Source organism: Flavihumibacter stibioxidans (assembly GCF_014332695.1).
Classification (GTDB): Bacteria; Bacteroidota; Bacteroidia; order Chitinophagales; family Chitinophagaceae; genus Flavihumibacter; species Flavihumibacter stibioxidans.
In genome coordinates, this window is sequence record NZ_MBUA01000023.1 from 54,444 (window position 1) to 68,463 (window position 14,020).

Consider the following 14,020-nt stretch of genomic DNA (forward strand, 5'->3'; position numbering starts at 1 on the left):
TCATGAATATTCCTGAAAATTTACGTTACACCAAAGATCACGAGTGGATCAGCCTGGAAGGAAATATCGCTACTGTTGGAATTACCGATTTCGCCCAGGGTGAATTGGGAGATATTGTTTACGTTGAAATCGAAACTGCCGGAAAAGCACTGGCTGCCGAAGCTGTTTTCGGAACTGTTGAGGCTGTAAAAACCGTATCTGACCTTTTCCTGCCCTTATCAGGAACGATCAACGAGGTTAATCCTGCCCTGGCTGCCAACCCCGAACTGGTAAACAGCGATCCCTATGGCGCAGGATGGATGATCAAAATGACCGTGGATAATCCCGCCGATTTTGAAGGACTGTTGGATGCTGCCGGATACAGGTCAATTGTCGGATAATCTTCCTGATTGACCACAACTCAAACATACCCGGAACCGGAACTGTTTGCTCTCCCGCAGCAAAAGGACGAGGCTGCTTTTTGTTACCTGTACGATCACCATGCCGGTGCCCTGAACGGTAACATTCTGCAGATCATTCCCGACCAGGCTTTGCCGGATGAAGAGTGGCAGGAGGTATTTGTCAATATCTGGCGCGGGATGGACAGTTATGCAGGACCGGCAAAAGACCAGGCACCCTGGTATGCAGCAGATAAAAATGTCGGCTGTCAATAATACAAACAGCCAAACCACCGTTTACCGGGATGTTATATCCAGGGATGTGTACCTGATGGTCAACCTGCTTTCGCAACCAGGCGCCGGACAGCAATACCAGCTATGGGTAATTGCAGACCTGGCTAGCAGATGCCTTTGCCATTACCCTGGAAAAAACCGGCGGAAGCCTATGCCCTACCCTTACCGCTATGTATATTATGGGAAAAGTTTAATTACCTGAAATGTTGCACTCATTTTTTGAGCGAAGAATTTTTCCACTCATCTGGACATTCTTTTTACATCTTGCGCTGTTGTTTCCCGACAGAAACCTAAATGAAAGGAAACTGATCCTGATTCCGCATTTTGACAAACTGGTGCATTTCGGTTTGTACTTTATCCTGGTTGCCGGCTGGGTTGTTTTCTTCAACCTCAAAACAGACCTTACTACTCACCAGAAAAGGAACTGGAATTACATACTAATACTGGCGGCAATTGCCCACGGAATTATTATCGAATTTTTGCAGGGAAGTGAATTCATCAGTCGCGACTTCGACTGGTATGATGCGCTGGCAGACGGTTTCGGCGCCATTGCAGGAATGATGGCCGGACAGATTTTCACCAAAAAAATCCTCCGCCAAAGCTCCAGACAAATCTCCCCCCGATAAACCATTCACCCTTCACCCTTCACCATAAGAAAAGCCCCTGTGGAAACAGGGGCCGTAACCAAAACTAACTGCTTATGAGAAAATTGACTGCTTATGTGAGAGTCAAAAAATTTGGATCGTGTTTTATATATAACGCTTAATTGCTTAAAATGGTGTGCAGCTAAACGTTAAAGAACTTTAAAATCTACCCATCGCCTCTTTTATTCCTATCCTCACTAATTACCATACAAAGTAACGATACTATTTGTGGCTACACAAGAATCCGGACCTGATTTTTAAAATAATTAACATGGCAGCCCGCACCACGACTGAATTCGTTTCAAACCGGGCACCAGGTTCCGGGGTTCCGGATTGGCCGCCAGAGGCTACCCTTTGCGTTTTTTTCACATAATTCAGCGTCCGGGCCATTTCCTGCCTCCGGATTCTGTAAAATTTACCGCAAAAATTATTGCTGGCTGGTCATTTTTTCGGCATTTTCTGCGAACTGGAGCTGGTCGATAAAATCCTGGATCTCGCCATTCAGCACTGCGTCCAGGTTATAAGAGGTGTAATTGATCCGGTGGTCGGTCACCCTTCCCTGTGGAAAATTATAGGTCCGGATCTTGGCACTGCGGTCCCCACTGCTTACCAGGCTCTTTCTATGTCTTGAAATTTCTTCTTCCTGCTTGCGGACCTGCTCTTCATAGAGCTTGGTACGCAGCATCTGCATGGCTTTTTCCCGGTTGGCCAGCTGCGTCCTCTCGGTCTGGCAGATGACAACAGTTCCTGTTGGAATATGGGTCAGCATTACCTTGGTCTCCACCTTGTTAACGTTCTGTCCACCTGCACCTCCACTCCGGGATGTTTCCATCTTTACATCGGCATCCCTGATCTCAACATCCACTTCTTCTGCCTCCGGCATTACAGCCACCGTAGCAGCACTGGTATGCACCCGGCCGCTGGCTTCGGTTGCTGGTACCCGTTGAACCCGGTGTACACCGCTTTCAAATTTGAGGGTCCCGTACACATCATCGCCAAGCACTTCCACGTTTACTTCCTTATAACCACCAACAGTACCCTCACTTTCACTCAGAATGGCGGTTTTCCAACCCTTGCTATTGCAATAACGCAGGTACATATTCAGCAGGTTGCCGGCAAAAAGCGAAGCTTCATCCCCACCGGTTCCCGCCCTGATTTCCAGGATCGCATTCTTTTCGTCCTGGGGATCCTTAGGTATCAGCATTTGCCTGATGGCAGCCGCCAGTTCGGTTTCCTTCTCCTCAAGGACAGGCAACTCTTCCTTTGCCAGTTCACGCAATTCGGCATCATCACCATTCAGGGCCTCGCGGTAAGTATCCAGGTCAGACAATACTGTTTTATAGGCCTCGTACTGCTGTACAATTTTTTCCAGGCTCCGGTACTCCTTGCTGAGTGCGCTGAATTGTCTGTTATCACTCACAATGGCCGGGTTGGTGAGCGCTACCCCCAGGTCAATAAATCTGGCCTTGATCGCCTCCAGTTTGTCTAACATAGTACCTATTTTTTATTGCTTTCTAAACATTCCCCGCATCTTTGCGTGAAATCTCCCACCCTCAAAAGGCCTGCAAAATTAACTCAATTAAACGCATGCGCTACCGAAAATTCAAAGCCGACCACCTTTTCACCGGAACCGCCTTCGCTCCTGCCGGGTCCGTACTCATCTCAGATAGCCATGGCCGCATTGAAACCATCCTGCCCGAATCAGAGGCCGGAGAAGATATTGAAACCTTCCGGGGCATACTGGGCCCGGGTTTCATCAACTGCCATTGCCATCTCGAACTCAGCCATATGAAGGGATCAATTCCCCCGGGTACAGGTATGGTCCCCTTCCTGCTGGCAGTATTGGCACAAAGATCATCCCCCACCGAAAATATCCTGGAAGCCATTGCAGCCGCTGCAACACAGATGCACCTGTCCGGTATCGTTGCAGTGGGCGATATCTGCAATACTGCCGACAGCCTTTACCAAAAAACACTGGGAGGGATGGCCTATCACAATTTCATTGAAGTAAGCGGATTTGTAGGCGCCACCGCAACATCCCGGTTCCAGGCTGCCCGGCAGCTTTATGAACAGATGGCTGTCACAGGCCCGTCCAGCATTGTGCCCCATGCCCCCTACTCCGTTTCTGCTGAATTGTTCCGGTTGATCAATGCGCAGGCAGCCGGAAAGATCCTCACCATGCACAACCAGGAAAGCCCGGAAGAAAACGATTTTTTCCTTACCGGTCAGTCGCCTTTCAGGAAACTGTTTGAAGCCATTGGCGTGAACCTGGATTTTTTCACCGCCCCCGGCAAAACCAGCCTGCAGTCAGTGCTGCCGTCTCTCCACCATCCGAAACACCTTATCCTTGTTCACAACGTAGTTACCTCCCAGCAGGATCTTGACTGGCTTCACCAGCAACAGACAAACCTTCTGCAACTAAGCCCCGGACCTGCATCACAAATCTGCTTCTGCCTTTGCCCCAATGCCAACCAATACATCAGCAATTCGCTGCCACCGGTGGAATTATTCATGAAAAATAACTGCCGCATTGTGCTGGGCACCGACAGCCTGGCATCGAACTACCAGTTAAATATAACCGAAGAAATGAAAACACTGCAGGAGTCAATGCCGGCAATTGATCCCGGGCAGATCCTGCAATGGGCTACTGCAAATGGCGCGGAGGCGCTGGGAATCAGCGACCGGTTCGGCACAATTGAAAAGGGAAAAACACCCGGCATCGTACATATTGAAACAACTGAGAACAAAGGCCGCACCATATTCAGGAATAGTACGCGGATAATATAGCCAGGTTACTTAAAATGCTGCCGCAAACGAAACAGTCACCAATGGTGAACTACTAACGGGGATGCCTGAACGAACAAACACCGGTTCTCGCCCCCGCAGCCATTTGCCCTCCAGCCTTACAGCAACCTGTTTCGCAGGAAAGAAATCCATATTGAAGGATGCGCCAAAGACACTGAACCCTTCTCCTTTAGCCGTCCTGATGATCACTTCTTCAGGATCGTGGTAGTATTCCGCCCTGGCTGCCATGGCCCATTTATCCGAGTGACTGTACCTCGCAATAATTACGGGCGTCAGCCAATGATTCATTTCAGCCATCCCTTTATACCGTTGCTCCAGGCCCAGGTCAAATCCGGCCGTTAACTCAACACGTTTTTCCAGCTGAAATATGCCGTAAAAATTATTGAAGTAACGCATTTTCCGAAGGCTGTCCGGATAATCCGTTCCAAGGAAACTGCTCCAGTTTAGGGTAACATTACCGCTAGGTTTATATTGAAGCTGGGTTCCAAAGGACGGAGTTGAGTTTCCGGAAACCCGCCTGATGCGCTGCCAGCCATTCAGCCATAAAAAAGCAGCCTGCATCTTTTCGTTTGCACTGGTATAGCTGAGCTTTATTCCCGCTTCATAATAGGGTGAATTATCTGCCATCATGCTGCGGGTAACTGTCCGGCAATCCTTGCCGATGGCAGATTCAAACCCGATGTGCGAAGGCATGATGCCGGCATCCAGCCAGAGGTTTGCAGATTTCGCCAGCTTTATGCCCACATTTGCCTCAAAGATATTCTTCAGCACCCCGGGTTCGGCAGCATAATTGGCATTCATGTATGTGCCGGCAGCCAGTGCAAGATTGGCCCTTGCCCCAGGCGCAATCAATCCGGCTTTTACATAGCCGATATTAAGATTGACTTCATTGTGCCGGTTGTGGCTGTAAATAAATCCAGGTCTTTCGTCACCTTCCGGCCGATTGAAATCATACCCATAATAGGCTTCCAGGTAAGCGCTGAAACTGACGACAGCATTCTTTTCCTCCTGTGCTATAATGGAGAAGGGATAAGATAAGATCATCATGACCAATATCAGCCATCGTTTCATACCACAAAACTATTTGATTATTATCACTCTTTACGCTAGCCGAGTACCTCCTGTAAAACAGGCAGTGACCGCAGGTGCCCGAATTCTGCCACGTGCAGTACATAATAAGCTTCCAGCATCTGCAGTAAATAACGCCGCGCAGTAACCGGCAGCCTGATTTCTTCCATTTCGGCAGGCTGCATCACCCGCAGAAACTGCGCAATCACTTCGCTGTTGTATCCGTCCAGGTAAAACTGATGGGCAGGCGCCTGGGGCACAAACAACCCTTCCTGCAAATCGAGACAACTGTTCCCGGCGCTGTATTCATCAGGTATTCGAAAACCAAAAAAATTCGCCAGGTGCAATGAAAAGAATATGGGGAAATTCGCCACCACCGCCGGTGAAGCCTTATCGAGGTGCAGCATCACATCTTCCACAAAATAAAATAGCTCCGGATTGGCCTCCGGTTCTTTCAGGCATTTCTGCAATAGTTCCACCATAAAGGTGGCCACCGATCCCTTGAAAACATCAAAGAAGATATGCTGGTACAATACAGACCAGCGGTATTCCCTGATCCTTTGCAGGTTTTTCTGTTCCTGGTGATACACCACCAGGTCAAGCAGTGCACCAGGCTGAAAAAGATTTGCCCTGGTCCCGGTTTTTTTGGAAGCCGACCGCACACCATTTACGATATAACTCTGCTGCCCGAACAACTCGGTAAACACTGAAACAATAATACTTGTTTCTCCGTACTTCACGGTTCTAAGCACAATCCCCCGGGTGTTAAAATTCATGGCTCGCGTTGAATGAAAACAATTTTTGTTACTGCCTGTTCTTTCCTGGTATCATCGGTTACAAACACAAGATAAACACCGGTTGAAATCTTTCTTCCATTTATATCAAGCCCGTTCCAGGTTGCCTGTCCGCCCAACGCCCTACCCTGGTAAACCAGCCTGCCATTCATTTCGGTGATCTTCACCATTGCATTATTGACAAGCCCCCTGATGGCAATCTGCCCCGTATAGGAAGGAGGTACCGGATTCGGATATACTATTACGTTAGTATTCGTCGCGCTGCCTTCCGTAGCATCCGATTTATAGGAACAGATTCCTTTGGCTGTTGAAAAAATCACCGTTCCCGTAACCGGATCAATGGCGATTTTCCTGATATCATTGTCCGGGAGCGGACTGTTGGCTGTAGTGAAGCGCTGCAGGGTTTTCTCTCCTCCCGCGCTGATCAGCCAGGCCCCGTTTCTGGTACCGATCCATTTCCTGTTGGCACCATCCAGGGCCATGGCCTGAACGGATTCGCCGCTGAAAAGGTAGCCGGCAAAATTATCGGTTTGCACCACAGGTAAAATGGCTTCACAGCCCCGGGAACTGAATACTTTCGAGGGGCATTGTACAATACCAATTCCGTTATTGGTTCCCACCCAGATAAATCCGAATGCATCCTGCATAATGCTCAGCACATGATTGGACGGAAGGTTGCCATTGCCTTGTCCGGCGCGGTAATATTTCCATTGGTCATCACCGGTATTCTCTATTCCTGCACCATGATTGAAACAAAAGAGGCCATTCCCTCCGGGGGAGATAATCCATTTCTGGTTGGCATCATCCACCAGTACCTGGGAAAGAGACAGTTCAGGGTAAAAAAATGGTACCCGGAAGCGGCGGAAATCCCCTCCTTCCAAACGTACCACCAGGCCATTTTCTGCGCCATCGTTACTGATCCACAGCCTGTTTTCACCGTCTGCTGCCATCCCCCCAACCCGGAAGGAGTTCGGATCATTTAATGCCGGCGACAATAACGGGGCTTTCAGCAGTTCAAAATTTTCCTGTTCCTTTTTTAACAGGCCGCTGCCCGAAGACCCGGCCCAAAAAATGCCGGACCTGTCTGCCAGCAGGGGACCAATATTCCCGAATCCGGCGGGAAGCGTTTGATCATTACTGTTATATATGGTCCAGGTTCCCGAAACAAACCTGCTGAGGGCATTTCCGGTTGCGACCCACCATTCCCCGTTCCCGGCAACAATATCACCACTGCCGGTTGCGGCGGGCGAATTTGGGATGACCGGCACAATTTCCCGGCCATTTAATTCCAGCAATCCGTTGCGGGCATCTGCCACCCAGAGGGAGCCATCAAATTCCAGCGCCTGCCTGGGATCAGACAGCCCTCCACCGGTAATTGTTTGCAGACCCACTCCATCTGTATTCAACTCAATAAGCCTTGCTTCCTGGCCGGACTGCTGGCCGATATATATTTTACCGCCGGAATAGTCAAGGCTATTCCAGTTACGGTCATCCTCATAGATTTTTTCAAACACACCGGAACCGAGGTGGTAGAGTGCCGGCCCCTGTTGTACCATCAAGCGGCCGCCTGCATACAAAACTTTATGAACCTCACCCGCAGGCAAACCTGCTGTCCCGGATAAAATCTCCCAGTTCCGGTAATCAGCCAGGTTCAGACCCGACCGGGGTGCACGCTTTAATCCCTGCGCAGTAGCAGCATAATAATACTGCCCGTCTGAACTCACTGCATTCACTTTCGTATAGGCACCTCCGTTACCAACCACCCAGCTGTCACCGATTTCCGGTTTGACCATATTGAGTACCACGATGGCAAAGCCGGTTGACAACAGGCAGCGGTCGTTTTCACCGTATATGTGGTAGATGGTTTTGTCGCCATTGATGGGTTTCAGGCGGAGGGCGTTGACATTCCTGACTACCCCATCATTCAGGATGTCAATATTGCTGTTCCGGTAGGCGATGACCAGTTGATTGGAGGCATGATGGAAAACAGTTTGCACCCCGGTTTCTGCCAGCCCGGTGATCCGGTTATACCGTATGATGGATTGATCACCTGATGAAATACTGAAAACAGAATAAGGAGTAGCGGTGAATAGGTGGTTTTCTGTCGCCGCCAGCGAGATGGCCTGGTTATAGGGAAGATGTTCCTGCCAGCTGCCAATGGGTTGTGCCCGCAATGGCTGGTAAACGGACAAGCATCCGATAAGAAAAAGGAGCAGGTAACGCATAGAAACCCAAAGTTAACCGCTTCGGGTCTGGTTTTGTCGGGCTAATAGCGGTAAAATGGTTTTCTTTGCGGGCAATTATCAGTAAAACCAGCATCACTATGTGGCATCAACTGGGATCCATTGTTCTGAAATACCGTATTCTCCTGTTGACAATACTACTGGCAGCTACCGCCTTCATGGGCTATCACGCCAGCAAAGTGCAGATGAGTTACGAGTTCGCAAAGGCCATCCCGACAAATAACCCCAAGCTCAAAGCCTACCTGGCCTTTAAGGAACAATTCGGGGAAGATGGCAATATGCTGGTAATTGGTGCAAAAACCGACAGCCTGTTCAATGAAAAAGTGTTCAACGACTACCGGAAACTCCAGAAAGATTTGAAAAAACTGACAGGTGTTGAAAATATCCTTGCCATCCCGGGTGCGGTGAACCTCAAAAAAAATGACAGTACAGAGAAACTGCAATCCCACCTGATTTTTCCGGAAGGCGACCTCCCACAGGCAGCCATTGACACCGCAGTAGCGGAGTTCAGGAACCTGCCATTTTACAGGGGACTGCTTTACAATCCTGAGACCAATGCCTACCTGATGGCCCTGACCATCAACAAGAATATCCTGGCATCGCCTAAAAGAACAAAGGTGGTTGCTGAAGTGCTGGCCCTTGCGGAAGCATTCAGCCAGAAACATAATATCACCCTGCACTACAGCGGCCTGCCGCTGATCCGTACCCAGATGGCCGACAGAATCGCAAAAGAAATGCGCTGGCTGCTGATTGGTTCACTTGTGTTGTCGGCTGTTATTTTACTCCTGTTTTTCAGGAGCATCAGCGCCACTTTAATTTCCCTGGCTGTGGTGATCATGGGCGTGGTATGGAGTGTGGGCACCATCGAATTACTGGGTTATAAAATCACCCTGCTCACGGCATTGATTCCGCCGCTTATCGTAGTGATCGGAATTCCCAACTGCATTTATTTCCTGAATAAATACCATGTAAGCTGGAATGAAACGGGGGATAAAAATGAAGCAATCCGAACCATGGTTTCCAAAATGGGAGTCATAACCCTGTTCTGCAATATTGCCGCCGCAATCGGGTTCGCGGTATTTGCCCTTACCAAGAGCGCCATCCTCAAGGAATTTGGTGTGGTGGCAGGCATAAATATCATGGTCATTTTCCTGATCTCCTTCATCTTCATACCGGTTGTATTGAGTTTCCTGCGTGTACCCAAATCACGGCATACCCGCTATCTCGATAATAAATGGCTGCTGGCGGTACTCGACAAACTGGAAATATGGTCTTTGAACCACCGCAGATTAATTTATGGCCTTACCGCCATCCTCACCATTGCCGCCATCATGGGAATGTTCCGGTTGAAGTCCGAAGGATTTATTGTGGATGACCTTCCCAAAACAGACCGCATCTACACAGACCTGAAATTCTTTGAAGAACATTTTAAGGGAGTGATGCCGCTTGAGATTGTGGTGGATACCAAACAAAAGAACGGCCTGCGGAAAAATCCGCTCCAGTTATTTGAAAGGATCGATTCTTTGTCACAGTTCATCCGCTCAAACCCTGAAATGGCGAGGCCTTTATCAGTGGTGGAGGGAATCAAGTTTGCGCGCCAGGCCTATTATGACGGTGACAGCAGCAGCTATGGCATGCCGAACAGTTTCGATATCAGTTTCCTTGCGGGGTACCTGAACATGAAAGGGACCGACAATGAAAACAACCAGATGGGGAAACTGGTGAGTTCCTTTATGGACGACAACAAGCAGCAAACGCGCATCAGCGTGAACATGAAAGATGTAGGCAGCAAGAGGCTGCCGGAGATCCTGCAGGAGATTGAAGCGAAAAGCAGGCAGTATTTTGACAGCAGCAAATATCAGGTAACCCTCACCGGTAGTAGCATTACTTTCCTGGAAGGAAGTACATTCATCATCAACGGACTGAAGGAAAGTGTTTTCTGGGCCTTCCTGCTGATTGCACTTTGTATGTTGTACCTGTTCAAATCCTGGCGCATACTGATTTGCTCGCTGATCCCCAATCTGATCCCCCTGGTGATCACAGCCGGGGTAATGGGCTGGGTCGGTGTATCCTTAAAGCCTTCCACTGTTCTTATTTTCAGTGTTGCCCTGGGTATTGCCATTGATATTACCATCCGGTTCCTGGTGAACTTCAAGCAGGAACAGACATCGGACAGCCGGGATTCCAAAAAAGTTGTCATTGAAACCATTCATTCCACCGGTATCAGCATCATTTACACATCCCTTGTGCTGATAGCCGGTTTCGTAATTTTTGTTTTCAGCGGTTTTGGCGGTACGCAATCCCTGGGCTGGCTCACCTCACTCACCCTGGTGGTGGCCACTGTTACCAACCTGGTATTATTACCGGCCCTGTTGATTGACCTGACCCGGCCCAGTAAATCATCCTGAGCAACACATGCGATAAATAAATATTTAAAAGGGGTGATTTCAGCTATCGCTTTTATTAGTGGTAATACTTATTTAATTACCATTAGAATTCATATTTCTACCTATTATATTATTTTACAATATAAATAACTAACCTCTTCAGACCCTACATCAGGGATTTCGATATTAATGGTGCAGCATTAATATTTTTCGCGCTGTCTTTCCAGATTAAGATTTCATTAAATTTACCACTAGTTAAAACTAAATGCACATGAGAAAACTAGTCATGCTACTACTGGGCATACTTATGCTCGGCGGGCAGTTATTGGCCCAAACCCGCACTGTTACGGGTAAGATAACAGATGAGAATGGCAATCCCATTCCAAATGCAACGGTTCTGGTGAAAGGTACTACCGCCGGAACCTCCACCCTGGAAGACGGAACTTTCTCCCTGGTCATTCCGGCCTCCGCAAAAACCCTTGTGATTTCATCTGTTGGAATGGCTACCCAGGAAATTTCCATTGGCAACAGGGGTTTATTCAACATCAGCATGACCAAGGACGACAAAGACCTCCAGGAAGTGGTGGTAGTTGGTTATGGTACCCAGCGCAAAAGGGAACTGACCGGTAATGTATCCACCGTAAAAGGTGCAGAAATCGCCAACCGCCCGGTTCAGAGTTTTGAACAGGCCCTGGGTGGACGTGCTCCGGGTGTACAAATCACGATTCCAAGTGGTGTATTGAACTCACCTCCCGTATTCAGGGTTCGCGGAACCAACTCCCTGTCACTGTCATCCCAGCCATTAATCGTTATTGATGGGATTGCTGTTTACAGCGGAGAAACAAGTTCAACTGCTGCAGCCGGTAACGCCCTTGCATCCATCAACCCGAACGATATCGAAACAATCGATATTGCAAAGGATGCGGCTGCAACCGCCATTTATGGATCACGTGCTGCGAATGGTGTGGTATTCATCACTACTAAAAAGGGCAAATCCGGTAAAGCCCGCGTATCCCTTGACAGTTGGGCAGGCTGGAACAAAGTACAGCGCTTGCCGGAACTGCTGGATGCTTTCCAGTATACAGAATACAAGAACCAATCATTGGCAAATGCCGGTACACTTAACCCAGTTACCAATCAGTTCTATTTAACCGATGGTCCCGATGGCAAACCCATCAATACAAACTGGTATGATTATGTGTACCGCACCGGTTTTTCCCACAACAATTCACTGAATGTTTCAGGCGGAAATGAGTCGACGAAATATTATGTATCTATGGGATATTCCGAGCAGGAAGGTATCATCAAAAGAAACGATTTCAAAAGGATCTCTGCCCTTGCCAACCTGGATCACAAGGTAAACAAGGCGATTTCTCTTGGTGCCAAAATGCAGTATTCAAATGAGAAAAACCTGGCAGCCGTAAGTTCCGGTTCACTGGGTGATGCATTTGCAACAGCAGGCCTGGGTCGTGTGCCCATGATCACTGCTCCCAATATCGCTCCTTACAATAACGACGGAACCTATAACTATTCAGGCGCCCTGATTGGAGTGATGAATAATAAGGTTGGCCAGGCTGGTTTTAACAACCCGGTTATCCAGCTCGATAAAAACAGAACCAACGCTGAAAATAACCGGATCCTGGCCAATGCCTATATCCAGATCAAGCCCATCCGGCAGGTTACTTTCCGTTCACAATATTCAATTGACTACCTGTTTGTCGACAATGAGATTTACTATAGCCCTATTTCAGGTGAAGGTTTCCCCGGAGGCTCTGCCACTTCCATCTACAACCAGAACAAGAGATGGACTTGGACCAATACCCTGCAGTATGATGAAACATTCGGCAGTCACACATTCGGTTTGCTGGCAGGTACGGAACAGCAAAAATCAAACAACAAAAGTTATGGCCTGAACCGTATCAATGCCTCTGACCCCGACTTCATCAATATCCAGGGTGGCTGGGCCAATCCCAATGCTTCCGGACTTGGTATCGGCGAAAACTACCTCCTTTCCTATTTCGGTCGTTTCACCTACAACTTTGACAGCAAATACTACCTGACTGCCAATGTTCGCCGCGACGGAGCTTCACAGCTTGGAATAAACAACAAGTGGGGTACTTTCTGGGGTGTATCTGCCGGCTGGGAAATCACCCGGGAAAATTTCTGGGAAAAGGCCGGACTGGATAACGTGTTCAGCAGCTTCAAGATTCGCGGTAGCTATGGCCGTGTAGGTAATATCGACGGACTGGGTCAATATGCTTCCCTGTCAACTTTTGGTTCAGGTCTTTACGGTGGTGCCGGAACCCTGGTTTTCAACCAGGCAGGTAACCCGAACCTTGGCTGGGAATCCAGTACCAAACTGGACCTTGGTTTCAATTTTGGCATCCTGAACGACCGCATCAATGGTGAGGTGGCTTTTTACAAGAACGATGTGGACGACCTGATACTGGGTGTACCTACCCCGCCTTCTGCAGGTATTCCCTCCAATATTCCCACCAACATTGGCAGCATGTACAATAAGGGTGTTGAATTTTCACTGAACACCACACCTATACAGAAGAAAGACTTCACCTGGAATGCCAATTTCAATATTGCATTCAACAAGAACGAGGTGACTTCCCTGGCTCCCGGTGTTAACAGCATCCTTGCTGCTACCGGTGGATTGGAATCTCCGAGCATTACCGTACCCGGACAACCGGTGGGTATGCTGTTTGTGACCCAAACTGCAGGTGTTGACCCCGCAACCGGCCGCCGCATTTTCATCAACAAGAATGGCCAGCAGGTATTCTTCCAGCATGTGGTTCCCGCAGGCTCAGGCGGTTTCCGCTTCTCTTATGCCGACGGAACAGTTGCTCCAACCGTAAGCTCTGCTGACGCCATTGTGTATAAGAACACCAACCCCAAATATTATGGCGGTTTCGATAATACCTTCCGGTACAAGAACTTCGAACTGAATACGCTCTTTACCTTCCAGGGTGGCAACTATTTATATTGGGGTACATATGCAGGCCTGAGAGACCAGCGTTTCTGGAACAACTCTACCGATGTACTGCGTGCCTGGACAAAAGCCGGTGATGTAACGGATATGCCTAAGTCATACTTTGGGGACAACGTTTCAAACGGATCTTCCTTCCCCCTGGACATCAACGTTTTCAAAGGCGATTTCATCAAACTTCGCACCATGACATTGGCATATAATCTGCCAACCTCCCTGACAGAAAGGGCGAAAATCAACAGTATGCGGTTTTATGTTGCAGGTAATAACCTCTGGATCATCACCGACTATCCGGGTCCCGATCCTGAAGTTTCCTCCAACCTTACCGGTAACCTGAACCAGGGCATCGACCGGAATACCGTTGGTAATGCCCGTGGCATCACTGTTGGTATCAATGTAGGTTTCTAACTCAA

10 protein-coding genes are annotated in these 14,020 nt (G+C 48.6%); 6 read left to right on the forward strand and 4 right to left on the reverse strand.

The features are described from left to right. The first annotated feature begins 2 nt into the window (after positions 1-2). From gcvH to BC349_RS11600, 3 genes are all read left to right on the forward strand, one after another. Entirely contained in the window at positions 3-380 is a 378-nt protein-coding gene (gcvH, locus tag BC349_RS11590; protein ID WP_187256934.1) for a glycine cleavage system protein GcvH, read from the forward strand. A 9-nt stretch (positions 381-389) separates the two neighbouring features. After that, positions 390-653 carry a hypothetical protein gene (locus tag BC349_RS11595; RefSeq protein ID WP_187256935.1) on the forward strand — a complete coding sequence of 88 codons (264 nt, stop codon included), beginning with the start codon at positions 390-392 and terminating at the stop codon, positions 651-653. Positions 654-874: 221 nt separating this feature from the next. Then, complete coding sequence (locus tag BC349_RS11600; protein WP_187256936.1) at positions 875-1,297, forward strand: VanZ family protein; 423 nt, start codon at positions 875-877, stop codon at positions 1,295-1,297. Positions 1,298-1,742: 445 nt separating this feature from the next. Here the strand turns inward: BC349_RS11600 and prfA are convergent, their stop codons facing one another. After that, positions 1,743-2,807 (reverse strand): peptide chain release factor 1, encoded by a 1,065-nt coding sequence (gene prfA / locus BC349_RS11605; protein ID WP_187256937.1) that lies wholly within the window; start codon positions 2,805-2,807, stop codon positions 1,743-1,745. 95 nt (positions 2,808-2,902) lie between these two features. Between prfA and BC349_RS11610 the strand changes: the two genes are divergently transcribed. Next, complete coding sequence (locus BC349_RS11610) at positions 2,903-4,102, forward strand: amidohydrolase family protein (RefSeq protein ID WP_187256938.1); 1,200 nt, start codon at positions 2,903-2,905, stop codon at positions 4,100-4,102. A gap of 9 nt (positions 4,103-4,111) precedes the next feature. On the opposite strand, the gene BC349_RS11615 is transcribed toward BC349_RS11610, so the two are convergent. The 3 genes from BC349_RS11615 to porZ are packed head-to-tail and all read right to left on the reverse strand — an operon-like array spanning position 4,112 to position 8,207. Continuing rightward, positions 4,112-5,191 (reverse strand): porin, encoded by a 1,080-nt coding sequence (locus BC349_RS11615; protein WP_187256939.1) that lies wholly within the window; start codon positions 5,189-5,191, stop codon positions 4,112-4,114. Positions 5,192-5,226: 35 nt separating this feature from the next. Then, positions 5,227-5,964 carry a DNA repair protein RecO gene (gene recO, locus BC349_RS11620; RefSeq protein WP_187256940.1) on the reverse strand — a complete coding sequence of 246 codons (738 nt, stop codon included), beginning with the start codon at positions 5,962-5,964 and terminating at the stop codon, positions 5,227-5,229. Next, on the reverse strand, positions 5,961-8,207 hold the full coding sequence (porZ, locus tag BC349_RS11625) for a type IX secretion system anionic LPS delivery protein PorZ (protein ID WP_187256941.1): 2,247 nt from the start codon (positions 8,205-8,207) through the stop codon (positions 5,961-5,963). Before porZ ends, recO begins: the two co-directional genes overlap by 4 nt. 98 nt (positions 8,208-8,305) lie before the next feature. Here porZ and BC349_RS11630 point away from each other — a divergent pair, with 98 nt between their 5' ends. Both BC349_RS11630 and BC349_RS11635 read left to right on the forward strand, forming a co-directional pair. Beyond that, a complete protein-coding gene (locus BC349_RS11630) occupies positions 8,306-10,633 on the forward strand; it encodes an efflux RND transporter permease subunit (protein ID WP_187256942.1) in 2,328 nt (775 codons plus the stop codon). A 250-nt stretch (positions 10,634-10,883) separates the two neighbouring features. Continuing rightward, the gene (locus tag BC349_RS11635) at positions 10,884-14,015 is read left to right on the forward strand and encodes a SusC/RagA family TonB-linked outer membrane protein (RefSeq protein WP_187256943.1); all 3,132 of its coding nucleotides are present in this window, start codon (positions 10,884-10,886) and stop codon (positions 14,013-14,015) included. Positions 14,016-14,020: the final 5 nt, after the last annotated feature.

Coding starts and splice junctions, on each gene's coding strand:
- gcvH (WP_187256934.1), top strand. CDS start 3: ATGAATATTCCTGAAAATTTACGTTACACCAAAGATCACGAGTGGATC.
- BC349_RS11600 (WP_187256936.1), top strand. CDS start 875: ATGTTGCACTCATTTTTTGAGCGAAGAATTTTTCCACTCATCTGGACA.
- prfA (WP_187256937.1), bottom strand. CDS start 2,807: ATGTTAGACAAACTGGAGGCGATCAAGGCCAGATTTATTGACCTGGGG.
- BC349_RS11610 (WP_187256938.1), top strand. CDS start 2,903: ATGCGCTACCGAAAATTCAAAGCCGACCACCTTTTCACCGGAACCGCC.
- BC349_RS11615 (WP_187256939.1), bottom strand. CDS start 5,191: ATGAAACGATGGCTGATATTGGTCATGATGATCTTATCTTATCCCTTC.
- recO (WP_187256940.1), bottom strand. CDS start 5,964: ATGAATTTTAACACCCGGGGGATTGTGCTTAGAACCGTGAAGTACGGA.
- porZ (WP_187256941.1), bottom strand. CDS start 8,207: ATGCGTTACCTGCTCCTTTTTCTTATCGGATGCTTGTCCGTTTACCAG.
- BC349_RS11630 (WP_187256942.1), top strand. CDS start 8,306: ATGTGGCATCAACTGGGATCCATTGTTCTGAAATACCGTATTCTCCTG.
- BC349_RS11635 (WP_187256943.1), top strand. CDS start 10,884: ATGAGAAAACTAGTCATGCTACTACTGGGCATACTTATGCTCGGCGGG.